24 protein-coding genes are annotated in these 25,743 nt (G+C 50.9%); 12 read left to right on the top strand and 12 right to left on the bottom strand.

The genetic code is table 11. The annotated features are described in order from the left end of the window. Positions 1-6 precede the first annotated feature (6 nt). From C7T94_RS01035 to C7T94_RS01015, 5 genes are read right to left on the bottom strand one after another with little or no spacing between them, the layout of a single operon-like run. The gene (locus C7T94_RS01035) at positions 7-984 is read right to left on the bottom strand and encodes an AAA family ATPase (RefSeq protein WP_107214607.1); all 978 of its coding nucleotides are present in this window, start codon (positions 982-984) and stop codon (positions 7-9) included. Then, positions 897-2,165: a DUF4350 domain-containing protein gene (locus C7T94_RS01030; protein WP_107212810.1), complete on the bottom strand. Its 1,269-nt coding sequence runs from the start codon at positions 2,163-2,165 to the stop codon at positions 897-899. The genes C7T94_RS01035 and C7T94_RS01030 overlap by 88 nt, the downstream gene beginning before the upstream one ends. Further along, a complete protein-coding gene (locus C7T94_RS01025; protein ID WP_162618508.1) occupies positions 2,162-2,881 on the bottom strand; it encodes a DUF4129 domain-containing protein in 720 nt (239 codons plus the stop codon). Before C7T94_RS01025 ends, C7T94_RS01030 begins: the two co-directional genes overlap by 4 nt. Position 2,882: 1 nt before the next feature. After that, a complete protein-coding gene (locus C7T94_RS01020; RefSeq protein WP_107212806.1) occupies positions 2,883-3,773 on the bottom strand; it encodes a hypothetical protein in 891 nt (296 codons plus the stop codon). Next, complete coding sequence (locus tag C7T94_RS01015) at positions 3,754-4,725, bottom strand: stage II sporulation protein M (RefSeq protein WP_107212804.1); 972 nt, start codon at positions 4,723-4,725, stop codon at positions 3,754-3,756. The genes C7T94_RS01020 and C7T94_RS01015 overlap by 20 nt, the downstream gene beginning before the upstream one ends. Positions 4,726-4,801: 76 nt before the next feature. Between C7T94_RS01015 and C7T94_RS01010 the strand changes: the two genes are divergently transcribed. After that, positions 4,802-5,530: an RDD family protein gene (locus C7T94_RS01010; RefSeq protein ID WP_107212802.1), complete on the top strand. Its 729-nt coding sequence runs from the start codon at positions 4,802-4,804 to the stop codon at positions 5,528-5,530. Here C7T94_RS01010 and C7T94_RS01005 read toward each other — a convergent pair. The 5 genes from C7T94_RS01005 to C7T94_RS00985 all read right to left on the bottom strand — a co-directional run bounded on the left by C7T94_RS01005 (position 5,527) and on the right by C7T94_RS00985 (position 8,418). Continuing rightward, positions 5,527-5,937: a DUF2752 domain-containing protein gene (locus C7T94_RS01005; protein ID WP_162618507.1), complete on the bottom strand. Its 411-nt coding sequence runs from the start codon at positions 5,935-5,937 to the stop codon at positions 5,527-5,529. The two genes, C7T94_RS01010 and C7T94_RS01005, sit on opposite strands and share 4 nt — an antisense overlap. Further along, positions 5,937-6,275, bottom strand: a complete 339-nt coding sequence (locus C7T94_RS01000; protein WP_107214605.1) for a CD225/dispanin family protein — start codon at positions 6,273-6,275, stop codon at positions 5,937-5,939. The genes C7T94_RS01005 and C7T94_RS01000 overlap by 1 nt, the downstream gene beginning before the upstream one ends. A gap of 73 nt (positions 6,276-6,348) precedes the next feature. Continuing rightward, positions 6,349-6,993 carry an SGNH/GDSL hydrolase family protein gene (locus C7T94_RS00995; RefSeq protein WP_107214604.1) on the bottom strand — a complete coding sequence of 215 codons (645 nt, stop codon included), beginning with the start codon at positions 6,991-6,993 and terminating at the stop codon, positions 6,349-6,351. 86 nt (positions 6,994-7,079) lie between these two features. Continuing rightward, complete coding sequence (gene lipB, locus C7T94_RS00990) at positions 7,080-7,778, bottom strand: lipoyl(octanoyl) transferase LipB (protein WP_107212800.1); 699 nt, start codon at positions 7,776-7,778, stop codon at positions 7,080-7,082. A 1-nt stretch (position 7,779) separates the two neighbouring features. Beyond that, positions 7,780-8,418: a 4'-phosphopantetheinyl transferase family protein gene (locus C7T94_RS00985; protein WP_107212798.1), complete on the bottom strand. Its 639-nt coding sequence runs from the start codon at positions 8,416-8,418 to the stop codon at positions 7,780-7,782. Positions 8,419-8,489: 71 nt separating this feature from the next. On the opposite strand from C7T94_RS00985, the gene dcd reads away from it, so the two are divergent. Genes dcd through C7T94_RS00965 form a run of 4 tightly spaced genes read left to right on the top strand, consistent with a single transcriptional unit; the run spans position 8,490 to position 13,416 of the window. Next, positions 8,490-9,026, top strand: coding sequence for a dCTP deaminase (gene dcd, locus C7T94_RS00980; RefSeq protein WP_107212796.1), 537 nt, complete (start codon positions 8,490-8,492; stop codon positions 9,024-9,026). A gap of 42 nt (positions 9,027-9,068) precedes the next feature. Further along, a complete protein-coding gene (locus C7T94_RS00975; RefSeq protein WP_107212794.1) occupies positions 9,069-11,756 on the top strand; it encodes a TonB-dependent receptor plug domain-containing protein in 2,688 nt (895 codons plus the stop codon). A 6-nt stretch (positions 11,757-11,762) separates the two neighbouring features. After that, positions 11,763-12,524 (top strand): enoyl-CoA hydratase/isomerase family protein, encoded by a 762-nt coding sequence (locus tag C7T94_RS00970; RefSeq protein ID WP_107212792.1) that lies wholly within the window; start codon positions 11,763-11,765, stop codon positions 12,522-12,524. Between the two features lie 16 nt (positions 12,525-12,540). Beyond that, the gene (locus C7T94_RS00965) at positions 12,541-13,416 is read left to right on the top strand and encodes an SDR family oxidoreductase (RefSeq protein ID WP_107214603.1); all 876 of its coding nucleotides are present in this window, start codon (positions 12,541-12,543) and stop codon (positions 13,414-13,416) included. Positions 13,417-13,422: 6 nt separating this feature from the next. Here the strand turns inward: C7T94_RS00965 and C7T94_RS00960 are convergent, their stop codons facing one another. Beyond that, the gene (locus tag C7T94_RS00960) at positions 13,423-14,121 is read right to left on the bottom strand and encodes a LytR/AlgR family response regulator transcription factor (protein WP_107212790.1); all 699 of its coding nucleotides are present in this window, start codon (positions 14,119-14,121) and stop codon (positions 13,423-13,425) included. A gap of 4 nt (positions 14,122-14,125) precedes the next feature. Continuing rightward, positions 14,126-15,187 (bottom strand): sensor histidine kinase, encoded by a 1,062-nt coding sequence (locus tag C7T94_RS00955; RefSeq protein ID WP_107212788.1) that lies wholly within the window; start codon positions 15,185-15,187, stop codon positions 14,126-14,128. A 295-nt stretch (positions 15,188-15,482) separates the two neighbouring features. On the opposite strand from C7T94_RS00955, the gene secA reads away from it, so the two are divergent. From secA to dnaG, 7 genes are all read left to right on the top strand, one after another. After that, a complete protein-coding gene (secA, locus tag C7T94_RS00950; protein WP_107212787.1) occupies positions 15,483-18,782 on the top strand; it encodes a preprotein translocase subunit SecA in 3,300 nt (1,099 codons plus the stop codon). 65 nt (positions 18,783-18,847) lie between these two features. Next, the gene (locus tag C7T94_RS00945) at positions 18,848-19,312 is read left to right on the top strand and encodes an SPOR domain-containing protein (protein WP_107212785.1); all 465 of its coding nucleotides are present in this window, start codon (positions 18,848-18,850) and stop codon (positions 19,310-19,312) included. Further along, positions 19,293-20,474, top strand: a complete 1,182-nt coding sequence (locus C7T94_RS00940; protein ID WP_107212783.1) for a M20 metallopeptidase family protein — start codon at positions 19,293-19,295, stop codon at positions 20,472-20,474. Before C7T94_RS00945 ends, C7T94_RS00940 begins: the two co-directional genes overlap by 20 nt. Beyond that, positions 20,474-21,433 (top strand): hypothetical protein, encoded by a 960-nt coding sequence (locus C7T94_RS00935; protein WP_107212780.1) that lies wholly within the window; start codon positions 20,474-20,476, stop codon positions 21,431-21,433. Before C7T94_RS00940 ends, C7T94_RS00935 begins: the two co-directional genes overlap by 1 nt. 56 nt (positions 21,434-21,489) lie before the next feature. Continuing rightward, positions 21,490-23,046, top strand: coding sequence for a serine hydrolase (locus C7T94_RS00930; RefSeq protein WP_107212778.1), 1,557 nt, complete (start codon positions 21,490-21,492; stop codon positions 23,044-23,046). 11 nt (positions 23,047-23,057) lie between these two features. Further along, positions 23,058-23,726, top strand: a complete 669-nt coding sequence (locus C7T94_RS00925; RefSeq protein WP_107212776.1) for an SGNH/GDSL hydrolase family protein — start codon at positions 23,058-23,060, stop codon at positions 23,724-23,726. 41 nt (positions 23,727-23,767) lie between these two features. Next, positions 23,768-25,741, top strand: a complete 1,974-nt coding sequence (gene dnaG, locus C7T94_RS00920; RefSeq protein WP_107212774.1) for a DNA primase — start codon at positions 23,768-23,770, stop codon at positions 25,739-25,741. The last annotated feature ends 2 nt before the right edge of the window (positions 25,742-25,743 follow it).

The following is a 25,743-nucleotide window of genomic DNA, read 5'->3' as shown; positions in this document are numbered from 1 at the left end:
ACAGGTTTAGCGTGGAATTTCGATCTTTTTGATGATTTGCGCAATGACATCGCGGGCTGTCAGGCCTTCCATTTCCTTTTCGGGCGATATGAGGATGCGGTGTGCAAGCACCGGCTGTGCTACGGCAATCACATCTTCAGGTGTGATGAAGTCGCGCGCCTGGATAGCAGCATAGGCTTTAGCCGCATGTACAATGGCCAGCGAGGCGCGTGGCGAAGCGCCCAGGTAAATTGCCGGGTTGTTGCGGGTCTCATGAACGATCCGGGCAATAAACTCGAGCAAATGGTCTTCTACGTGGAATTCGAGAATGGCTTTCCTGGCCGCTACGACCTCTGCCACAGACAGCACCGGCGCCACGTCAGTTAACAGCAAGCGCGAATTCTGACTGTGCTGCGCCCGCAGGATAGCCGTTTCATCTTCCAGGGCAGGGTAAGGCACCTCGATCTTGAACAGAAACCGGTCAAGCTGTGCCTCCGGAAGCCGGTATGTGCCTTCCTGTTCAATGGGATTCTGTGTTGCCAGCACCATAAACGGCTCCTGCAGCAGGTAGGTTTGTCCGTCAATGGTAACTTGCCGTTCTTCCATGACTTCGAAAAGCGCCGCCTGTGTTTTGGCGGGCGCCCTGTTGATCTCGTCAATCAGGATCATGTTGCCGAAGATGGGTCCTTGTCTGAATTCAAATTCGGTCGTTTTCGGATTGAACACTGGGGTGCCGAGCACATCAGACGGCATCAGGTCGGGTGTAAACTGGATGCGCGAAAAGGCGGCGTCGACCGATCTGGCCAGCAGCTTGGCGCTCAGGGTTTTTGCCACCCCGGGCACCCCTTCGATCAGGACATGTCCGTCGGCCAGCAGGGCTACGATCAGGAAATTGAGGGTTTCCTGCTGCCCGATCACTACCTGCGAAAGGGATTCCCTGATCCGGTTAACGGCATTGCCCAGCTGATCCAGGTCTGTTCGCGGTTGAAATTGGTCCTGCTCCATTCTGTTGTTCGTGTTTGTTTATAAAATTGTTCAATGATCTCGTTAAATGACAGCAACTCACCCTCTGTCAATGTAGTAGCCTGTTCTACCGCCTGCATGCGCTGAAAAAGCAGGCGGGCTGTGGCAGGCCGGGCGCCGGTTTTATGTTCAAGCGTTTCGGCATTGAGTGTCTTGGCATCGATAAAAAAGCGGGCTCTGAGAAACTCCTTTAAGGCTGTAAGCCGTTTTTGTGCAATATCAAGGTGGTTTCCTTCGTGAAAATACACGGAGCTGACAACCTTCGTAAAGGCGACAGATGAGTTTTCGAGCGGATCTGCCACCGGAATGATGCGCTGGCGGCGCTTTACTTCAAAGAGCACAAAAAGCAGCAGGCCTGAAATGGTCAGGTAATAGGCATACCGCAGCGGTTCATGGCTGAAGAAGACACGCAGAGTGTCGCTGCTGTGCCTGATCCCGATGCTGTAGTAGGTGTCTAAAAGCACATTGTGGCTGCCGGCCAGGTAAGAGAGGCTGCGGGCTGCATAATCTGCGCCATCGGCATTCAGCAGCTGGTAATTGCTCAGCAGGGCAGGATCGGCAAGCAGGTAGATGAAGCCTTTGCGAATTTTATAGCGTAAAAAATTGGCGCGGTTGTTTTCGTCCGTTCCCAATACCGTTGCCCGTGTCGAGTCCAGCTTCCTGAAATACGTACGCCCGATCTGTTTGTCGAACCGGAAACCGGCATTCCGCCTCAGCGCCGGATTGGTAAAGTTGATCGCCGGGCCCTTCTTCGCTGCTGCCGCCGTGAAGGCGAAAGACTGACTGATTCCAAATGCCTGGCTGAATGTCTTGCCGAAATTGTAGGTCGCAATGAAAACGCTGTTTCCGGAGGCGGCGAACTGCTGTAGCCTGGACAGGTCTTCTTTGCCCAACTCGACTGATCCGGCCACGATCAGGTAGGCGGTTTTCCGGAAACGGCGGCTGTTCAGGGTATTGTAAACGGGTTGTGCGCTTTCCGTGACCCGGCTTCCCGGAACAACGTCGGTTAGCCGTTCGGCCAATACGAGGGTGCCGAAAGGAATTTTGTCTTTACTGCTAAAAGTTTGTGTCCAGTTGGTTGCAACCGGTTTGTTGTACTGTGCTACGAGGTAAATAACCAACAGCACGATGCCCGTAACCAGATAAGCGCGGTAGCCCCTCATCTGACCTGCCTGTTAAATTCGTCGAATGATAACCTGATCGGTTCAAAACGCTCGCTGTCTATCGGAAAATCGCCATACCAGATGTAATCGAATTGCTTTGTCAGGGAGCGGAATGGCCTGTTCAACGCGGGATCGGTCAGTTCGTTAAGATAAACCGAATTGGTTTTTGCAGGTTCCCAGCTAATCAGGCTGGCGTCGGTCAGTCTTTTAAGGCTGCGCAGATAAAGCAACCTGACGGCAAGGCGGTACTTTCCTTCGCCAACCAGTCTGCCGATCTCGTTTTCATAGTCTATCTGGTGAATATCTTCATTCAGTACATCGTACGGCATGGTGCTCCGGCCAGAACGTTTGGCGAACAGGCGATCGGTGCCGATGAGTTTCACCACCACATAAACGATCAGTGCCGCCAGGGCGGTGAGTACCGCAGTGCGGACCAAGGTGTTTGATCCGGCAGCGCCGATCAGCCTTCCGAGTTGTTCCCAGACCCAGCTCCAGAAGCGCTGCCACAGGCTGCGCTGCTCCTGCAGAACCTCGTCCCGGTACTGGAACTCCTTCTTTGTCTTGTAGGCGTTTAAAGCAGCTGGGTTAAATTTCTGCACCCGAACCGGCAACGAGTCTGCTGCTGCCTGAGCCTGTGTTTGCGGCAAAACAGCATGGACTGCCGTAACCGTGCAGAGCAGCGAGATGATCAGGAAAAAAACGCGGACAGCTGGCATATCAATAAGATTCGGGACGTTCATCGGCAGCATTTCCTGCCTGCTGAAAGGCGGCGATGCGTTCAAGCAGGCCTGCGCCGTCTTTATGTTCGCTCAGGCTGTAAAATACCAGGCAGCTGGCAATGGTTGGCAGGATCAGGAACACCTGGCATACGAACTGCAGCACGGTACCGATAATAGAAAAGGTCAGTGAAATGCGGGGACTGCTTTCGCCGAGCACGCCAACAAGGGTCATGATCGTTGTGGGCAGCGTAATCAGGGTGGTGCTGAAATACACGATCACGTACATGACAAACAGCACGCCGAACACCATCCACCAATTGTTTTTAATAAGCCGGAAAGATTTGGTCCAGGCTTCGCCGAAACTGCATTTTTCAGTGATCAGAACCACATAAAACAAGCTGCAGACCGGAAAAAGATAAACACCCGGAACAACGCAGAGTACCGAGCCCACGAGGAGCAGGATAAACCAGACAACCGAACTGCCCAGCGTACGCAGAAAAGTTTCCTTTATGCGCTGCCACAATTGTTCGTTGGTCGGTATAGTTTTGTCATTCTCTGCATACAAGGCCATAAACGATACGACCGAAACGGTCATCAGCGTAAAAGACACCCACATGCTCAGCAGGGCCAGCACGTACTCGAACCCAAACTGCGAAAACATATCAAATGGCCCCGGATTTCGCTTTTGGGTCAGCACGCCATTGTAATAACTTACATTTTTAATTTGCTGAAAGATCATCGCAATCATGCCGCCCACCACGAACAGGCCGCAGTACATAAAAAATATGCGCACCAGCGACTTGAAGTTCTGACGAAGAAAGAGGAAGGAATCATTTACCAGTTCCCCGAAATCACGGTTTTTACGAAGGTCAATTTTTTGTGCGCGCATGTGCGGTAATGAGATGGTTTTTAAATAAACGTGTGGGATAGATAACAACATACCAGGTTACAAAGGCGGCCGAGGCGGCGAGGATCAGCATGCTTAGCCACAGCGGCATTTCGGTATGCCTGGTAACGAACCCTTCAAAAAAGGCGGCAGTAAGAAAGACAGGGATCAGGCCAATGATGATCTTCAGGCCGTCTTTGGCGCCGTCTTTGAGCGATTCCAGCCGGCTGTATGTTCCGGGAAAAAGAAAACTGTTGCCCAGAATAAGACCGGCGGCACCGGCAATGACAATGGCCGATATTTCGAGCGTACCATGTATCCAGATAACCAGTACCGACTGCAAGCCAAGGCCCTTGCTGAAAAAATAGTACTGGAAGGAACCGAGCATGACCCCGTTCCGGAACAGGGCAACTACGGTACCGAGCGAAAGAAAGGCGCCAAGCGCAAAGGCCATAAAAGAAACAAAAATGTTGTTCAGCGCTATTCTCAAAAACATCTGGAAAGGGCCTTCCTGTTTATAAACGCCAAATGGGTCTCCCTTGGCAATGTTCTCATTGGTCATGTTCACATAATTGTTTCCCATGATGAGCCTGACGAAGGTATCGTCATATTTTGCAGAAAGAGCCCCAATGCCGCAGGCAACCACAAAAAATAAGAGGGAATAAAGCAGTTGCCTGCGGTATTTCCAGAAAATGAACGGAAGTTCTGTTTGCCAGAAGGTTTTAAACCGGTTGCTGCGTTCTTTCCTGTTTTTATAAAGGGTCTGGTGAAGCTTGAATGCCAGCCCATTCAGGTAAGCCGTGGTTTTTGACTCAGGATAAAATGTGCGTGCAAAAGCGAGGTCGTTCGTAATCTCAATGAAGCGGTTGGCGAGCTCGTCTGGCGAGCCATGTTCCAGGACCTCGTAACGTTGCCATTTTTCAGAATTTTGCTTCACAAAGACCGCTTCGCGCATGGGGTTTAATTTCAGCTGTTAAAATAATTACAAATTTTTTAATTGACCATGAAAAACAACAATATCTTTGGTAGGTATGCATACCGTTACCATCCAAACCGCTCAGAATGTCGATATTGCTTATGATCTTGCCGGCCTTGGCGAGCGTATTCTTGCCAGGCTTATCGATTACGCCATTTTCATTGCGCTTTATATCGTGTTCCTGATCATCGGTGTGGCGGGTGCCTTCTCAGGCGGAACCGGCTTCATTGTCCTCATTGTTTGTTTCGCGGTAACATATGTATTTTACGACCTTGTCTGCGAAATTTTCTGGAACGGACAAAGTGTAGGCAAAAAGGTCATCAAGATCAGGGTGGTGAGCCTGGACGGCACGCAGCCGAGGCTGAGCCAGTTTTTACTCCGCTGGGTTTTCAGACTGGTCGACTTTACCCTGACAGGCGATCTTTGTGCCTTGATCATGGTTGCGGCCAGCGATAAAAAGCAACGGCTGGGCGACCTGCTTGCTCATACGGGCGTTATCAAGACCACCCCGCGAACAAGTATTGACCAGGTGGCGTTCCAGCCGGCTGCAGACAGCTACGAACCCGTTTTCAGTGAAGCGGTTCACCTGAACGACCGGCAGGTTGCGCTGATCCATGAGGTTCTGCACAATTTTTACACGAGCGGCAATGCAGCAGTGGTGTATGCCATGGCTGCAGAGGTGCACAAGTTCTTGGCTGTTACGATACCGCAGGGAATGAATGAACTGGTTTTTCTGCAAACCATTGAGCGCGACTACAGCACGCTGGTTAACCGCATGGGTTAATGATCTGAAGCCAGGTAGTGAAACGGCGCTGCCGGCACATTGCGCAGCACCCAGAACAGTACCACTACCACAAAAATGACCTTCGCCGTTGCCGGATGTCCGATCAGGCCCCAGGCATAAGCGTGTCTGCTTACAGCAGCGCGGGTTTTGTGATAATAATGTACGGCGAGAAAAGGAAGGCTCATGACCAGCAGCAGGTTGTGGTCTGCCGCCTGGGCAACACGGCCGTGAAGCAGTGCATGGATGGCGCGCTGCGAACCGCAGCCCGGGCAATCAAGCCCCGTAAGGCTATGGAAAGGACATTTGGGAAAATAAATATACCTTCCGGGATCGTACCGGTAATAAACCACAGCAAGTATGGCCAGACCGGTCAGTATACCCGGAAGGTACCAGGTTTTATAGCGCATTAGCGGCCAAACATGGCTAAGCCGCCTACACCGATCACAACGACAAGTACAAAATAAAGCACAACACCAACCAAACCGATAATAAAGCCGAGTTTGGTGTACTTCCATGCATTTTTTGAAGCGGATTCTGCGCCCGCATAGTCGCCTGCGTCATAACGGCTGTTTACACTGGCAGCGTTCACGATGCCTGCAATGCCAAGCGGCAGGCAGCAGAGGATCGTAACGAGGATCGATTCGATCAGGTAATTTTTTGGCCGGGGGCCTGCCGGATTATTAAAATTCGACTGCCCGAAAGGAGGCTGACCTGCGGCCTGGCCAAAAGGTGGATTTTCTTCCATGAGATCTGGTTTAACGTAAATAGGTAATTTTGCCATCTAAGATAACAGAATCAGGAAAACTACAGCAAAGAAATCAAAAATTAAGTGCAGCCCGGACAGCAGGCAGGAGTGCGGCGGTCCAGAAGCCATACATCTTGCCTGAAGGGTGCAGGCCGTCTGCAGCAGTAAGGTCTTTGTTTGCAGCAGCTTTACGCGAAACCGGCGTGATGTCGGTATACGACACGCCGGTCCGTTCGCAGATCACTGCGGACATGTGGTTGTATGCATTGATTTCCTCACCGGTTTTTTTTATATCGCGGCCAGAGGCTGCGGCAAACGGCGTTACGCTCCAATCGGGAATGGACAGCACAAAAACGCGATCTTTTTTTCCGCCCGCGTAGGCAATGGCTTTGGTAAGCAGTTCGGTAAATTCCCGTTCGTACAGATCGGGCGGGTAGCCGCGGTACTGGTTGTTGACGCCGATAAGCAGTGTAACCAGGTCATAACCGGGTTTCGGGTCTGCCTGTTGCAGGGCTGCCAGCAGTTCGCCTGTTGTCCAGCCCGTCCGGGCAATTACTTTGGGTGTTTTAACAGGAACCCCCCGCTCCCTGAGCGCCTGCTGCAGCTGGAAAGGAAACGAAGCTGAAGCCGTGACCGATTCGCCCACCGTGTACGAGTCGCCAAGGGCAAGGTAGGTGAGTGGCGCTTTGCCGGAAGCCTCTGTTTGATGCAGAACCATATTATCAGCGAAATTAAACAGCAAACATAACAAACCTATTCCGATCGTTTTCATGCTTTATCTACGAAACCTTATATGCTTTGGTTTTAGTGCAAGTCCATGCCGAATATGCCGGCCAGGTGCCCCTTTAGTCGTTCCTTGACTTCTTTAACCGGCACTTCCCGGCCCAGCTCGCTGCGCATGGATGTGACCGCCTTGTCATCGATCCCGCAAGGCACAATGTTGTTAAAATAGCTCAGGTCGGCGTTCACATTAAACGCAAAGCCATGCATGGTTACCCAGCGGCTGCAGCGTACGCCCATGGCACAGATCTTCCGCGCATTTTCACCCTCGGGATCCAGCCATACACCGGTATAACCGGGGTAGCGGCCGGCTGTTATGCCATAATCTGCCAGGGTACGGATCACGGCCTCTTCCATTTCCCGCAGGTACAGGTGTATATCGGTAAAAAAATTCTCCAGGTCCAGGATCGGATAGCCGACAATCTGGCCCGGCCCGTGGTAGGTAATGTCCCCGCCGCGGTTAATTTTGTAGAAACTGGCCTGTTTTTCTGCCAGGCCAGCCTCATCCAGCAACAGGTTTTCGGCTTTGCCGCTTTTACCCAAAGTATACACATGAGGGTGCTCGCAAAAAACCAGATAGTTGGGGGTAGGCAGGCTCGTCTGTTCTTGCCGGTTGCGCGTTTTGAGCGCCACGATGCCGTTCAGCAATTGCTCCTGGCGGTTCCAGGCCTCCTGGTAGTCTGTCAGGCCCCAGTCTTCAAAGCGAACCGATTTATTTTTCATCTCATCCCATTACGTAGCCGAGCATATACTCGTCGGCTGTTCTCAAAAAGTTAACTTCCAGTGTACGCGGTCCGGCAGGCAGATCGACCCGGATATTTAGTTTGCCGCTACCGGGACTGAAGGGGCTAATGTGCATGTCTTTCCGAAACTCGAGCCCCTTCACGCCATTCCACTTGTAAACCGCTTCCTTGGCACACCAGCAGGCATATAGCGCCTCGGTATCGTGCTGAATATCCAACTGCGCCAGCTCAGCTTCGTTCAGGAATTTATGGCTGATCAGCCTGATCTTTTCTTTGATCAGTTCAATGTCGATGCCTACCTTTTTTGTCTTTCCGATCATCACGGCAGCGTAATCGTAAGAATGGCTCAGTGATATGTGATAATCGAAATTGATCAGGTAAGGTTTGCCGTGTTCATCCATCCGGCAGTCGATATACTCATCAGTATTCAGCATGGTGCGCAGCAACAGCCGGGTACTTAACCAATGAATAAGCCGCTTGCTGTTCCCCAGGCGGTTAACGGTTTCGCGTTCGTGCTGCCTGAGTTGCAGGCCGCTTAGCAGTTCTTCGCCCGTTTCCTCGATCTTCCATAAGGCCAGGGATGTGTGGGTGTCGATTTCCTGCTGGTAAACTATAGGCATGTTCTTATTTGGAAATTCGGTTACAAAACTATCTTAAATTAATTATAAATTCGTTGCCTGGTTCTCATAAAATGATACTGTCAGACAAACGGATACTTGAAGAAATTGAAAAAGGTACGATCATTATCGAGCCTTTCAAACCCGAATGCCTGGGTACCAACTCTTATGATGTGCATTTGGGCAAGTACCTGGCCACCTACAACGACCGCGTGCTTGATGCCCGGAAACACAACGAGATCGCGCATTTTGAGATTGGCAAGGAAGGTTTTGTGTTGCAGCCAGGCACGCTTTACCTGGGTGTAACCCTCGAATACACTGAAACCCACGGGCATGTTCCTTTCCTGGAGGGCAAGAGCAGTACGGGCCGGCTGGGTATCGACATTCACGCGACTGCGGGTAAGGGTGACGTAGGTTTCTGTAATACCTGGACCCTCGAAATATCGGTGGCCCAGCCTGTCAGGGTGTATGCAGGCATGCCGATCGGCCAGCTGATCTATTTTGTCGTTGAGGGCGAGATCGGCACCATGTACAATTCAAAGGGCAATGCGAAGTACAACCGCAAGACCACCAGGCCCGTTGAAAGCATGATGTGGAAGAACAAATTCTGAGAAATTTTGCTAACTTGAGCAGAACTTTTCCCGGGACATTTTATGAGAATCCGAATCTTATGTCTGGCCGTATCTGCCTTGACGCTTTTAACCCTTGGTGCCGCTTCATTCATCCAGGATGACCCGTTCGCGGGCATACTTCAAAAACTCGAACAATTCACAATATCGAACCCCCAGGAAAAGGTACATCTGCACCTCGATAAGCCCTATTATGCCGTTGGCGATGACATCTGGTTTAAGGCCTATGTGGTTGATGCCCGGAATGGCGCGCCAACCAGCCAAAGCCGGATCCTGTACGTTGAACTGATCAACGAGCGCGATTCGCTCAAGCAGCAGCTGAAACTGCCCATGACAGCCGGCATTACCTGGGGCGATTTCAAACTGGCCGATTCCCTTTCTGAAGGAAACTACCGGATCAGGGCTTACACCCAGCTGATGCGGAACATGGGGCCCGACTTCTTTTTTGATAAGACCATACGCATCGCCAACTCCTGGACCAATCATGTTTTTGTTGATGCCCGGTTTGAGTACGGCAAAGGTCAGGACGGACAAAACCAGGCGATTGCCAGTTTTAAGAACAAGCGGGGAGAACCTTATGCAAACCAGAACCTGAGTTATGATGTACAGATCGATTACCGCAGCGTGGCCCGGGGCCGCGCCAAGACCGATGGCAACGGAAATGCAGTTATTCTCTTCCCTGCGCCTGCGGCCGGCGAACTGAAAGCGGGACGAATTGTAGTCAGCCTGGCACTTGATGATGGCAAGCGGATCACCAAAGTTATTCCGGTCCTGCCCCGGGCAGCCAGCCCCGAGGTTACATTTTTTCCTGAAGGCGGTTATTTGCTCGAAGACCTTCCCTGTAAGGTTGCCTTTAAGGTAGCAGATGCGTCAGGAAAAGGCCAGTCTGCAAAAGGCGTCGTTATCGACGACCGCGGCAGCCAGGTCAGCAATTTCGAAACCTCTTACCTGGGCATGGGCAGTTTCGTGATCAACGCCCAGCCGGGCAGGTCATATAAAACCAAACTCACATTTGCCGACGGCACGGAGAAAACAGTTGATCTGCCTGCAGCAAAACCCTCAGGCCTGACCATGGCCGTAAATAACAGTGATGCACAAAAGATAGCGCTTAAGATTTACGCGACCCGCGACATGGTCGGCTCGGGCGAAATTAAGCTGGTGGGCCAGAACGGGGGTATCGTATACCTGAGCCAGCGCATTAAACTGGAGAAGCAACTGGTTAGTGTGGTTATAAAAAAAGAAGACCTTCCCAACGGCATCCTGCAGCTGACTTTGTTTTCGGCAGCCAATGTTCCTGTGGCTGAGCGCCTGGTTTTTGTGCGGCGAGCCGGACAGGAAATCACCCTGAGTGCCGGCAATGCCCCGCAATCCGCAACGGCCAGGCAAAAAATGAACTTTGATTTCTCTGCCATGGCCGATGGAAAACCTGTTCAGGGCAGTTTCTCTGTGTCGGTAACCAATGCCGGCAAGGTTACGCCCGATGAAGACAACGAAACCAATATTTTTACATCGCTGCTGCTGCGCGGCGATCTGCCCGGATACATAGAAAAACCCAACGCCTATTTTCGAAATTCGGATCCCGCTGCGACCGAGGCGCTTGACAACCTCATGCTCACCCATGGCTGGCGTCGTTTTGCCTGGAAGAACGTCATGGCCGGCGTAAATGCGCCGCTGGTATTTAAGCCAGAGAAAGCCATACGCATTAGCGGGGTGGCCAAAAGTTATGGCGGCAAGCCGGTTGTAAAGGGCAAGATCTCTCTGCTCAGTACGCAGGGCGGATTGTTCATGACAGACACGCTGACCAATGACAAGGGCGAATTCGTTTTTGACAACCTGGTCTTCGGCGACAGCATTCGTTTTGTAGTGCAGGCGCGAACCGATAAGAACCGCAAGAGTGTCGACATTACCCTTGACCAGCAGAACGGCCAACTGGTCACAAAAAATAAAAATACAGGAGATATCGAAGTTAATGTGAATACCTCGCTGGCCGGTTACCTGACAGCGAACGAACGGTATATCCAGGAACTGGAACGGTCGGGGAGGCTGCAGCGTACCATTACCCTTGACCAGGTCAATATCGTGGAAAAGAAAAACCCGGCCAGAAACTCCGCGAATCTGAACGGAGCGGGAAGGGCTGACTATGTGCTTACGGCAGACAAACTTACCTCCTGTGCCGTACTGAGCCAGTGCCTGCAGGGGCGCCTTCCTTTCGTGCTGTTCAGAAACGGCATTCCATACTCGACCCGTAGCCAAAACCAGCCCATGCTGCTGGTGCTTGACGGCATGCAGATGGAAGCAGATTTCCTGGATAACATCAATCCGAACGATGTGGAAACGGTCGAGGTGCTGAGAACCATAGGCACCACAGCCATTTACGGTAGCCGTGGCTCAGGCGGCATTCTCGTCATTACAACCAAGCGCGGAGATGGCGGCCGCAGCAATTCTTTTGTTCCGGGTATCGTTACATTTACGCCAAAGGGCTATTCTCTGGTTCGCGAATTCTTCTCGCCCGATTATGACAAATCGAAAAATCAGAACCCCGACCTGCGCAGCACCATTTACTGGAATCCGCATGTCGTTACATCGGCAGAAGGAAAAGGAAGCGTTTCTTTCTTTAATGCAGACGAGAAAGGAACCTATCGCGTTGTTATAGAAGGCATCGATATTTCGGGCCACCTGGGCAGACAGGTCTTTACATACGAGCTGAAATAAATATACATGAACACGATCTTAGTCAACGTCAGGGACAGACTGGCCACCATCACGCTAAACAGACCAAAATCAAATGCCCTGAACAGGGAAATGATCGGGGAGCTCAACGACATGTTCGTTAACATTGCCGCCGATGACCAGATCGCCGGTCTTGTCGTGACCGGAAAAGAGCCGTTTTTTTCTGCGGGACTGGATTTGGTTGAGCTGTATGGCTACAATGAGGCCGAAACCGAATCATTCTGGCGTCAGTTCCTGGAATTTGTGCAAACCATGGTTTCCTTTCCCAAGCCCTTTGTCGCTGCGGTAAGCGGGCATAGTCCCGCAGGAGGCTGCATCATTGCGCTTGCTGCAGACTACCGGGTCATGGCAGAAGGGAAATATATCATTGGCCTGAACGAAGTGCCGGTAGGCATCATTGTGCCGGAAAGTATCTTCGAGCTGTATGCATTCTGGCTGGGCAAGGCCGCGGCGGCGCGAAGCCTGCTCGAAGGGCGGCTTTTTCAGCCTGCCGAAGCGCTGGCCGCTGGGCTGGTCGACGAAGTCGTTAACCCCGCCGGACTGCTGACAGCGGCAGAACGCAAGATTACAAAGTATATGCAGCTGGAGCGCAACACCTGGCAGCAAAGCAAACTGAACATCAGGCGCAGCCTGATTGCGGCGAGCGGTGCGAACCAGGATGAAATGCTGGACAAGATGCTGCAACAATGGTGGTCGCCGGCAACGCGCCACATCCTTGAAACCATTCTGAAGAATTTGCAAAAGACATAAGTTTACTATGCCCATCATGTTTAACCAACCCATGCTTCGTGAAGACGCGCTCAAAGACAAAACGATCGTTATTACCGGTGGCGGGACCGGGCTGGGAAAGGCCATGGGTACCTATTTTCTGAAACTGGGCGCCAACCTGGTCATCACCAGTCGCAAATACGACGTCCTGGAAAAGACGGCAGATGAAATGGAGAACAAAACCGGGGGCAAGGTGCTGCCGGTGGTGTGTGATGTACGTGATCCTGAGCAGGTAGACAAGGTCCTGGAGCAAACCATAGCGCGGTTTGGTACGGTCGATGTATTGCTGAACAATGCAGCCGGCAACTTCATATCGCCGACCGAGCGCTTGTCGGCAAACGCTTTTTCATCGATCATCGATATCGTCCTGAAAGGAACGGTGAACTGTACGCTTGCTTTTGGCAAACACTGGATCAAAGAAAAACAGGCAGCAACCGTTTTGAATATCATCACAACCTATGCCTTTACCGGCTCGGCTTATGTAGTGCCTTCGGCCTGTGCCAAAGGTGGCGTGCTCGCACTTACGCGTTCGCTGGCGATAGAATGGGGCAAGTACGGTATCCGTACAAATGCCATAGCGCCCGGACCGTTCCCGACGAAAGGTGCCTGGGAGCGGCTGCTGCCTGGTGATCTGGCCAAGAAATTTGATTTTAAAAACCGCGTGCCGCTGAAGCGGGTAGGCGAACACCAGGAGCTCTGCAACCTGGCAGCCTTCCTGGTTAGTGATTTTTCGGGTTACATTAACGGCGAGGTGATCAGCATTGATGGCGGGGAATGGCTGCAGGGTGCGGGACAATTCAACGGCCTCGAAGCCATACCGTCAGAAATGTGGGACATGCTCGAACAGATGACCCGGAACGCAAAAGGCAGCTAAGGTGTTTTATTGCCCTTTCCAGAAAGCAATAAAATCCTGGTACGAATCGCTGATGGGCAACACATCGCCGGAAGAAAGTTCTGCCTTGCGGTTGTTAATGGCCCTGACCTTGGCAACGGGTACGATAAAGCTGCGGTGAATGCGTCTGAATTGGTCTGGCGGCAGTCTTTCAAGCATTTTTTTCATCGACATGAGCGTCATAACGGTCGGCCCGTTGTCAAAGTGGATCTTGATATAGTCTTCCAGGCTTTCCATATAGGTTACGTGGGCCAGTTCAATTTTCAGTAATTTATACTCCACGTATACAAAAATGTGTCCGGCGTCGGACTGTCCCTTCTGCTTTTTATACTCTTGGTATTCAACCGCTTTCTGGATGGCGACTTTAAAGCGCGGGTAATCGATCGGCTTGAGCAGGTAATCGATGGCATTGAGCTCAAAGCCCTCAACAGCATAATTGCGGTAAGCAGTCGTAAATATGACCATGGGTTTCTTTTCAAGCGCGTGCATCAGGTCTATGCCGCTGATGTCAGGCATATCGATGTCAAGAAGCAGAAGTTCTACATCGTGCTTGCGGATAAATTCTGCCGCAGCAATGGCGTCTTCGAAGGTTTGCAGCAGTGCGAGTTGCGGCGTTGCAGTAATGTAATTGCGCATTAGCGCCAATGCAAGCGGCTCATCGTCTACCGCTACGCATTTAATAGGCATAGGGCTAAACTTGGATGGTTAAATTTACAGTAAAATATCCATCATCGGTCCTGATATTTAAAAAATGCCGGTTGGGGTAAAGCTCTTCCAGGCGTTTGCGCGTGCTGCCCAGCGTCATGCCGATTGCGCCAAGTGTTTTTTTGTTGTAGAAAATCCGGTTGCGCGTGGTGAACACCAGTTCATCTGCTTTTGCATGCAGCGAGATGAGGATCGTACTTTCCTCGCGGTTGCTGACCCCGTATTTAAATACATTTTCGGCAAAAGCCATGAGCAGGAGCGGGGCGATTTTTTTTGTCAGCACGTCTCCCTCAACCCGGAAATCGAGCGTAGTTTTTCTGCTGAGCCGCAGGCTTTGAAGTTCGATATACTGCCGCAGGCAGGTGAGCTCGTCTGCGAGGCGGGCCTCGGCCAGGATGGCCTCATCGGTAAAGTACCGCATAATGCCAGAGAGTTTAAGCAACATTTCGGGGGTGCGCACATCGTTTGTAATGGCCAGCGTGTAAATGTTGTTCAGGGTATTGTAGAGAAAGTGCGGGTTTACCTGCGCCTTCAGGAAAGAAAGTTCAGCCTCGGCGCGGTCCTTCTCGGCCTGCAGTACACGCCGCATGGCCAGGTGCAGCTGGCGGTTGGTTTCAAAGGCGATGCCGGTGGCAATGATGACGAAGAAAATAAAGGCACTGATCACATCGATCTTGGGCTGGATAATGTCTATGGCAGAGGGCTGTGCCCATTGTTGCGAAGGCACGGGCAGCCTCGCGGCCTCACGTTCAGCGCGTTTGCGGTGCTGGTGGTTGAGCCGGTCAAAAGGACGCAGCCACAAAACGCCGGTAAGCAACATGAAAACCGCCAGCGTATAGAGCAGGAACTGCCGCTGCCTGTACAGGCCCGGAAGCAGCCACATGCTGTGTATATAGTAAAGTGCGATGAAGGTCAGCACAAAACAACAATAGCCGGTTGAAAAAATCAGCTCTGCCGGCTGAACATCAAAAATAAGCAGCGGAACGGCCATTAGTCCCAGCCAACCGGCCAGGTGGAGTGTAAGGCGCAACTGCTGTATTTTCTTCATGTGTTATATGCGTCGCCCGGGCAACTGAAAACGCTAATGTGCTTCAGGCACAGTGAAATGTTTTATTCAGGGCAGCAAAAGACGTCTAAAACACGACGCTTCCCGCCAGAGTGCCGGCGATCTGCCCGAATGTCTGGATGGATCGGGATTTATTATCGGATGCAAGATAAGTGATATTAAAAATATATCTGTAATTTTAGCGCTTTAAACTGCCAAAAAGGCCGGGCTTTTCCGGTGGCCTGGTTGTTGTAACAGCCACGCTTTGAATGTAGAACAATAGACGAATAAAAATATAATGTTAGAATTTTTAACCAAGATTTTTGGAAGCAAATCAGAACGGGATATAAAGGGAATACAGCCGTTAGTCGTAAAGACGAACGAGGAATACGCAAAACTTGGTTCCATCAGCAACGATGAGTTGCGTCATAAAACAATTGAATTTAAACAGCGCATTGCGGAATTTCTGACTGAAATAGATCAGCAGATCTCCGCCCTGCGTACTGAGGCCGAAAATGAGGCTTTAGACCTGCAGCAAAAAACCAGCATTTACGATCAGATCGACAGCCTGGGCAAGGACCGCGACAAAGAACTTGAAAAGGTACTGCTGGAAATCCTTCCTGAAGCATTTGCGGTGGTAAAGGAAACGGCGCGCCGGTTTACAGAGAACGCCCAGATTGAAGTGACGGCGACCGAGTTTGACCGTGAGATCGCCACCCGCAAGGATAATGTCAAAATTGCAGGTGAAAAAGCGCTGTGGGCCAACAGCTGGATGGCAGCAGGAACCGAAGTGGTCTGGAACATGGTGCATTACGATGTGCAGCTGATTGGCGGTATTGTGCTTCACCAGGGCAAGATCGCAGAGATGGCAACCGGTGAAGGTAAAACCCTCGTGGGTACGCTGCCTGCTTACCTGAACGCACTGGCCGGACAAGGCGTTCACATTGTAACTGTGAATGATTACCTGGCCAGACGTGACTCGGAGTGGAATGGCCCACTGTTCGAGTTCCATGGCCTGAGCGTTGATTGTATCGATAAACACGAGCCCAATTCAGAGCAGCGCCGTAAGGCCTACCTGGCAGATATTACATACGGTACGAACAATGAATTTGGCTTCGATTACCTGCGCGACAACATGTCGCAGACGCCTGAGCAACTGGTTCAGCGTAAACTGCATTATGCGATGGTCGATGAGGTTGACTCGGTACTGATCGATGATGCGCGAACGCCACTGATCATATCTGGTCCAATTCCTTTTGGTGACCAGCATGAGTTTTATGACCTGAAACCCAGGATTGAACGCCTGGTCAATGCCCAGAAAACTTACATTACGCAGGCGCTGAACGAGGCCAAAAAACTAATTAACGAAGGCAAATCGGGTCCGGAAGAAGGACAGGGTGGTATAGCCCTGCTGCGTGCACACCGCGGGCTGCCGAAAAATAAAGCACTGATCAAGTTCCTGAGCGAAGGCAATGTGAAGCAAACACTGCTGAAAACAGAGAACCATTACATGCAGGATCAGTCGAAGAATATGCCCAAGGTCGACGAGGAATTGTTTTTTCACATCGATGAGAAAAACAACCAGGTCGAACTGACCGAAAAGGGCATCGAACTGATCACCCAGTCTGGCGAAGACCCCGGCTTTTTCGTACTGCCCGACGTAGGTACTGAAATTGCCGAGCTGGAACGGTCAGATTTGTCTGGCGAAGAAAAAGTACGTCGCAAAGACGAGCTGATGCGCGATTATTCAGTAAAAGCTGAGCGGATCCACTCTGTGAACCAGTTGCTGAAGGCTTATACCCTGTTTGAGAAAGATGTGGAATACATCATTGACGAGGGCAAGATCAAAATCGTGGATGAGCAGACCGGCCGTATCATGGAAGGACGCCGTTATTCTGACGGCCTGCACCAGGCAATCGAGGCAAAAGAAAATGTAAAGGTCGAAGACGCAACGCAGACCTATGCGACCATTACGCTGCAGAACTATTTCCGCATGTACCACAAACTTTGCGGTATGACCGGTACGGCTACCACAGAGGCCGGTGAATTCTGGCAGATCTATAAACTGGATGTTGTTGAAATTCCGACCAACAGGGCGATATCCCGTAAGGATGAGCAGGACTTTGTTTACCGCACCATGCGGGAAAAATACAATGCCGTTGCCGATGAGATCGTTAAACTGACCCAGGCAGGCAGACCGGTTCTGGTGGGTACAACTTCGGTCGAGATATCTGAATTGCTGAGCCGAATGTTAAAACTTCGCGGCATCAAACACAATGTGCTGAATGCCAAGCTGCACCAGAAAGAGGCCGACATCGTGGCAGAGGCTGGAAAATCAGGAACCGTGACCATTGCAACGAACATGGCCGGCCGTGGTACCGACATTAAACTCGGGCCAGGGGTAAAAGAGGCCGGCGGACTTGCGATCGTGGGTACAGAGCGGCATGAGTCGCGCCGGGTAGACAGGCAGCTTCGCGGTCGTGCCGGTCGCCAGGGCGATCCCGGTTCATCGCAATTCTTTGTGTCGCTTGAAGATAACCTGATGCGTCTTTTCGGCTCAGAACGCATTTCGAACATCATGGTGCGCATGGGGATCGAAGAAGGAGAGGTCATTCAGCACTCGATGATTACCAAATCAATCGAACGTGCGCAAAAGAAGGTAGAAGAAAACAACTTTGGTATCCGTAAGCGCCTGCTCGAGTATGACGACGTAATGAATTCACAGCGTACGGTTATTTATGCAAAACGCAAGAATGCACTTTTCGGTGAGCGTCTGGACGTTGATATGAACAACATGGTGTTCGACGTGGCTGAAGACATCGTAAACGAATACCGCACGGAGGCGAACTATGAAGGCTTTAAACTGGAGGTCATCAAAAACTTTTCTGTTGATACAGCAATCACCGAAAAGGAATTTTCCTCGCTCAATGTGCAGAACCTGACTGAGAAACTGTTTGACGAGGCCACGGCGTTTTATACCCGTAAATCTGATGCGGTTATCAACCAGGCCATGCCGGTGCTGAAACAGGTTTTTGAAGAACGCGGCGAGCAGATCGAGCAGATCGTTGTTCCTTTTACAGATGGCATTCGCGGCATACAGGTTCCGGTTTCGCTCAGAAAAGCGATTGAGAACAAAGGCCGTGAGGTTGTAAAAAGTTTTGAAAAAACCATCGTACTTGCGCTGATCGATGACTCCTGGAAAGAGCATCTGCGCGATATGGACGAATTGAAACAATCTGTGCAGAACGCGGTATACGAGCAGAAAGATCCGTTGGTTATTTATAAAATGGAAGCCTTCAACCTGTTTAAGAACATGCTCAACGCTGTAAATAAAGAGGTGGTCAGCTTTTTATTCAAAGGCGGCATTCCGGTTGCTCAGGAGGCAGAAGAAATTCGCCAGGCACCCGTGCCTAAACGCCAGCCGCAGCTCCAAACCACGAAGCAGGAGTTCGGACAGGAAGAACCGGGTATGGATTTTGCCGACACCCGTGAAGCTATTCCGCAGCAGCCGGTACGGGTCGACCCAAAAGTAGGCCGCAATGACCCATGTCCTTGCGGAAGCGGCAAAAAATACAAAAACTGCCACGGCGCAAACTAATTTGTAATCCAATCACAGAATGCCGAATTTTGCAGAAAGTTCGGCATTCGTACTTTATAGCCCCGATGAGAAAAACAGCCAGCGTATTCCTATTGATCTTGCTTTCCTGCGCAGCCTTCGGGCAGTCGGGCCGGAACACACCCGGAACGGTCAGGGTCGTTAAAGATCCGCTGATCGACAGCCTGATCGCGAAGCGGGCCGCGCTGTACCGTAAGAAAACTACCGTATCGCCAAAGGCGCCGGTTGCACCGGTCGTGTCTTCGATGGGTTACCGCGTACAGGTTTTTTATGGCTCAGACCGGCGGCAAACCTTTAACATGCAGGCCCGTTTCAGGCAGGACTTTCCGAATTACCGCACATACATTACTTACCGCGAGCCAAATTATTACCTGCGCGTTGGCGATTTCAGGTCAAGGCTCGAAGCACAGCGATTTCTGAACCAGCTGCGGCCCAAATACCCCACGCTGTTCATTTTCAGAGAAAAGATCAATGCGCCCAACTTAGAATCAGATGATCAAGGAGAAAATTAAACAGCTTTCTGAATCCGTTTTTGAAGAGGTAGTCGGCTTTCGCCGGCACCTGCACGCCAACCCCGAACTGTCTTTTCATGAACACGAGACATCTGCCTTTATTAAAGCGCAGCTGGACCGCTGGGGTATTCCCTATACAGCCTGTGCTGATACCGGCGTGGTAGGCCTGATTACCGGTGCGGGCACCGGTCCGGTTATCGCCCTGCGTGCCGACATGGACGCCTTGCCCATTAATGAAGCCAACGACAAACCATATAAGTCTAAAAATCCTGGTGTCATGCACGCCTGCGGCCATGACGTACACAGTTCGTCATTGCTGGGTACCGCCTTTATACTGAATACGCTCAAAAACGAATTTTCAGGTACGGTGAAACTGATCTTCCAACCGGCTGAGGAACTGCTGCCCGGCGGGGCCAGCATTATGATCAAAGAAGGTGTCCTGGAAAACCCGAAACCTGCTGCCATTATGGGCCAGCATGTCATGCCCCTGCTCAAAACCGGCACGGTAGGCTTTCGCCCGGGCATTTACATGGCCTCAACAGACGAGCTCTATGTAACGGTTAGCGGCAAGGGCGGCCATGGTGCGCAACCGCACCAGAACATTGATCCGGTCGTGATTGCATCGCACATCATCATTGCGCTGCAGCAGATCGTGAGCCGCCATGCCGACCCGCGTCTGCCTTCGGTCCTGTCGTTCGGCAAGGTCATCGCCAACGGTGCAACCAATATTATTCCGAACGAGGTGAAGATCGAAGGAACCTTCCGCACGCTCAATGAAGAATGGCGGGATGAAGCGCATAAACGGATGAAAAAGATGGCCGAGGGTATTGCCGAAAGCATGGGCGGCAGCTGCCATTTTGATATTCACCGAGGTTACCCCTTCCTGGTTAATGAGGAAAAACTGACCATGGCCTCGCGGCAGCATGCAGAAGACTATCTGGGAAAAGAAAATGTGATCGACCTCGACATCTGGATGGCCGGGGAAGACTTTGCTTTTTATTCACAGGTCACCAATGCGTGTTTTTACCGCCTTGGCACGGGTAATGAAGCCAAACAAACGACATATGCTGTGCATACGCCGACCTTCGATATCGATGAGGATGCGCTGAAAACTTCGACCGGATTGATGGCCTACCTGGCGCTTAAACAGCTTGGCAATTGATGAAGCATACGGTTCGGCTGATTGTTTTATACTGCCTCGTGGCAGTGTTCCGCTTCCCCGCGCAGGCGCAGGAAATTGAGCGGTTTAACCCCGATACCATCCGCACAATCACCCTCGATTCGGTCGTGAACATTCGTTCACACCGGCTCAACGTAGAAGATTTTATCAATGCCGTAATCAACGACACCAGTTTCTACAAGGCTTTTCAGAAAATGAAGGCCTATAATTTTATTGCCGAAAACCGCATTTATACTTACGACAAAAAGGATAAGGTCAATGGCCGCATGTACCGGAAGATCAGGCACAACAACAACGGGCCGCATAAGATGGAATACCTGGTGAAACAGGATACGGGGAAAGTGTATAAAAAGAATGGCAAATATCAGCTGTATACTGTTGAAATGTTCGATTACATTTTCATGAACGCCTACAGCAGTGATTTCGTTCCGAATGCACCTCTTGGCGACGGTAAAGCCGGCGGCACGAACGAAGGGTATAAAAGCAAGCTGAAAACGTTGATTTTTTCGCCGGGCCGCCCGGTTAAGGGTGTACCTTTTATTGGCAGCAAGACCGAAATTTTTACAGCCAATATGCGGCAGTACTACGACTATTCGTTTGCCAGCGCTACCTACCTCGACTCCATACCGGTGTACCGGTTTACGGTTGCCGTTAAACCTGATCTGAGCAGCTGGACAAAGAGCGGCATCATGATCCGCGAGCTGGTCACCATTTTTGACAAACGCAATTTCAATATCCTTGGCCGCTATGTCGACATGAAATACAGTAATTTTCTCTTTGATTTCGACGTGCAGATGAACATCGAGATGAGTTATTTTAACGATGACAAGCTGCCTACCAAGATCAGTTACCAGGGCAATTGGAATATTCCCTTCAAAAAAGAAGAACGCGCCAGTTTCCTGGTGCTGCACAAGGATTACAAGCTAGCGGGTTCGAAATAGCCCGTCTGGCGCCGAATGTTTTTACTAAAGTCTTATCTTTAATTTTTTCGGTTCATATGTATAGACGATTTTTCCTGACCGCATTGCTGACCTCACTTTTATGGAGCGGAACGGTCATGGCTCAGCCCTTTACCGGCAGGCAGGCCGATAGCCTTGTTGAACAAACGCTTCGCACGTTTAATGTTCCCGGCATCGCCCTGGGCATTGTCAAAGACGGTAAACTGATCCATGCCAAAGGATATGGTGTCCGCTCGCTCAAAAGCGGGAAAAAAGTCGATGAAAATACGCTGTTCGGTGTTGCATCAAATACAAAAGCGTTTACTGCTGCAGCTCTGGGCATACTCATCGATTCAGGCAAAATCACCTGGGACACGCGCGTAACCGACATAATCCCGGAATTCAAGCTGTATGACCCCTACGTAACGAACGAGTTCACAGTTCGTGATCTGCTTACGCACCGCAGCGGACTGGGGCTTGGCGCAGGCGACCTGATGATCTGGCCCGATTCAAGTACGGTGACCAAAAAACAAATGATACATAACCTTCGGTACCTGAAACCAGTATCAAGCTTTCGCACCAAGTATGATTATGATAACCTGCTGTACATTGTTGCGGGCGAAGTGGTAGCGCGGATATCGGGGATCAGTTATGAGGACTTCATTGAAAGCCGCATCATCAGGCCACTGGGAATGACTGCAACAGCGGCCTCCTGGTATCGGCTGAAAGACCGGTCAAACATCATTGACGGGCATGCGCCGTCAGACGGCAAGCTGGTCCCGGTGGGCTTAAGTTTTACCGAACTGGCCAACGCAGCGGGCGGCATGTATTCGAACGTGACCGATATGAGTAAATGGGTCATTGCCCAGATGAACGGCGGACAATACGGGCAGGACAATAAAAAACGATTGTTCAGCGCTGCGGTGCACCGGGAAATGTGGTCGCCCCAAACCATTATAAACGGCGGCTCGCCTTACAACACCCATTTTTCGGCTTACGGACTGGGCTGGTTTCTGAGTGACGTAAACGGCTACCTGCAGGTCAGTCATACGGGCGGCCTGGCGGGGATCGTCACGCAGGTAACCATGGTCCCGGAGCTCAGGCTGGGCATTATTGTGCTGACGAACCAGCAGTCGGGCGCGGCGTTCACTGCGATCACAAACACGATAAAAGACGCATATTTCGGCATTAAAGGAAAGGACCGGATCAAGCAGTACAACGATGCCAGGCTTAAAAATGAAAAAGAGGCTGCCGATATCGTTGGCAAGGTACAAGCGCAGATTGCTTCGGCCGGTGCGGGAAGTCCTGACCCCGCCGCCTATGCCGGAACCTTTAGCGACCCCTGGTTTGGCCAGGCAACCATCAGCGTAAAACAGGGCCATCTGTATTTTCAAAGCCGCAATTCGCCAAAGCTGCGTGGAGATATGTATTTTTACAAAGCCAATACCTGGTTGGTTAAATGGCAGGACCGCAGCCTGGATGCCGATGCCTTTGTTACTTACCAGCTCGATTCAGAGGGAAGGCCGACCGGCTTTAAGATGGAGGCCATTTCACCGCTGACTGATTTTAGCTTTGATTTTCAGGATCTTGATTTTAAACTCAATACCAAGCAATAACCCATCACAACATGAAAAGACACATCCGGACCACCTCTGCAATTTTCATACTGCTAGCCCTGGCAACTGCATTTACCGCTATGAAAGCCAGGCCAAAAAAAGTCATATTTTTCGGCGATTCCATTACCCAGGCAGGCGTGAAGGAAAACGGGTACATTACGCTTATCAAACAACAGCTTGGCAGCACCAGCTTTGATGTGGCAGGCGCCGGCATTGGGGGCAACAAAGTGTATGACCTCTACCTCAGGCTTGAAACAGACGTGTTGAGCAAACAGCCTGACCTGGTTTTCATTTATGTAGGGATTAATGATGTCTGGCACAAGCAGACCTCGCACACCGGTACTGACTATGACAAATACCTCAAATTTTATCAGGCATTGATCAGCAAAATAACCGCAGCCGGCAGTAAACTGGTGTTGTGCACCCCTTCGGTCATTGGTGAGAAAAAAAGCGGTGAGAATCCGCTCGATGCAGAACTGGATAAGTATGCGCAGGGCATACGCGAACTGGCTGCAAAAAACAACATACCCGTGTGCGACCTCCGCAAGGCTTTTGCTGAGTACGAAGCAGGCAAAAATCCCGGCAACGCCGAAAAAGGAATTCTGACCAGTGATGGGGTACACATGAACGACGAAGGAAACAAATTCCTGGCAAAAAACATGCTGCCGTTTATTAAATAGCAAGGAGCGGGGGCTGGCACAAACGGGCGAAGGATTTTAAGATGATCAAGCAGGATACGATAGATAAGATCATGGATACGGTACGTATCGAAGAAGTGGTGGGCGATTTCGTAAACCTGAAAAAGCGCGGCAGCAGCCTGATCGGCAACTGTCCATTTCATAACGAAAAAACACCATCCTTTAACGTTTCGGTTTCCAAGGGCATCTATAAATGTTTCGGCTGCGGCGAGGCCGGCGATTCGGTACGCTTCGTGATGGAGCATGAAAAATATTCGTACCCTGAAGCGCTGAAGTATCTGGCCAACAAATACAACATCGAGGTCGAAGAAACGCGCGAGATTCCGAAAGATACCGAGGCCTACCAGGCGCGCGAAAGTCTTTATGTGCTTTCGCAGTTCGCCGCAACCTTTTTTAAGGAACAGCTTTGGGATAGCGATGAAGGCCGTTCTGTTGGGCTCAGTTATTTTAGGGAACGCGGATTCCGCGAAGATGTGATCAGGAAATTTGAGCTTGGTTATTCGCCCGATGTGTGGGATGCCCTTACCCAGCAGGCGCTCAACAATGGGTATGCGCATCAATACCTGGAAGCAACGGGTCTGAGCATCAGGAATGACAAAGGACGCGTGTACGACCGCTTTCGCGGCCGGGTCATGTTTCCGATCCATAACTTTACCGGCCGTGTAATCGGGTTCGGGGGACGGACGCTCAAGACCGAAAAAAGTGTTCCGAAATATGTGAATTCGCCTGAGAGCGACATTTATCACAAGTCTAATGTACTGTACGGTCTTTTTCAGGCCAAAAAAGCCATTCGCGATGCCAACAACTGTTACCTCGTAGAGGGTTATGCAGATGTATTATCGGTACACCAGGCTGGAGTCGAGAATGTGGTGGCATCATCGGGCACCTCGTTAACGACCGAGCAGATCAGGCTTATTTCACGTTTTACGGAGAACGTCACTATTTTATACGATGGTGATCCGGCGGGCATCAAAGCCTCGCTACGCGGCCTGGACATGATCCTGGAAGAAGGAATGAACGTTAAGGTCGTTTCCTTTCCTGACCGGCACGACCCTGATTCGTACATGCATGCGGTAGGCGCGGCGGCTTTCAGGACCTATATTGAAGAGAACCGGAAAGACTTCATCTTTTACAAAGCCGATATCCTGCTGGCCGAGGCCGGCAACGATCCCATTAAACGCGCGGGTATTATACGCGATATCGTAGAAAGCATCTCGAAGATCCCTGACAGCATCAAGGCCTCGGTTTTTGTACGGGAATGCAGCCGGCTGCTGGAAGTCGAAGAACGCATTCTGCTCACCGAGCTGAACAAGATGCGTGCGGCGCGGCTTAAGAAAACCTCATCGACCGGGTATGGCGGGACCTCTTCTTACAGCGGTCAGCAAGGGCCGGGTTCGTATGTACCTGAGCCGCTTCCTATGCCAGACGAACTGGCAGCCGGTTTTCTGGAAGAAGACACAGAACAGGCAAACGAGCAACGGCAGGAAAATGAAATTGTACGCCTGCTGCTGAATTTTGGCCATGAACTTGTAAACTGGGATGGGATAGACAACATGTATATCGGCTCTTTCGTAATTCAGAACCTGGCTGATGTGGAATTTACCGATCCGCTTTGCAAGCGCATCATTGACCACTATAAAGCTGAAATAGAACTGGGTCACCTGCCGGTAGCCAGCCAGTTTATCCAGCATAAGGATGCCGAGATTGCCAACCTGGCCATTACGCTGTCCACTTCGCCTTACCAGCTCAGCGAAAACTGGGAAAAGCGCCACCAGATTTATGTCAAAGATGAAAGCATGAACCTGAAAAACACCATACTTGGCGGCATTTATCACCTGAAGAAACGCAAGATTGACCAGATTCTTGCAAACCTTCTCCGGGAGATCCAGGCAGAACAGTCGGCAGATGACCAGGAAATCCTGATGCAGCGTTACATCCACATAAAAAATGTGGAAAAGGAAATTTCCCGTTACCTGGGTTCGGTAATCGTCAAATAGGT

The organism is Pedobacter yulinensis (assembly GCF_003029735.1).
Taxonomy (GTDB): Bacteria; Bacteroidota; Bacteroidia; order Sphingobacteriales; family Sphingobacteriaceae; genus Pedobacter; species Pedobacter yulinensis.
This window is presented reverse-complemented; position numbering and strand designations above follow the sequence as displayed.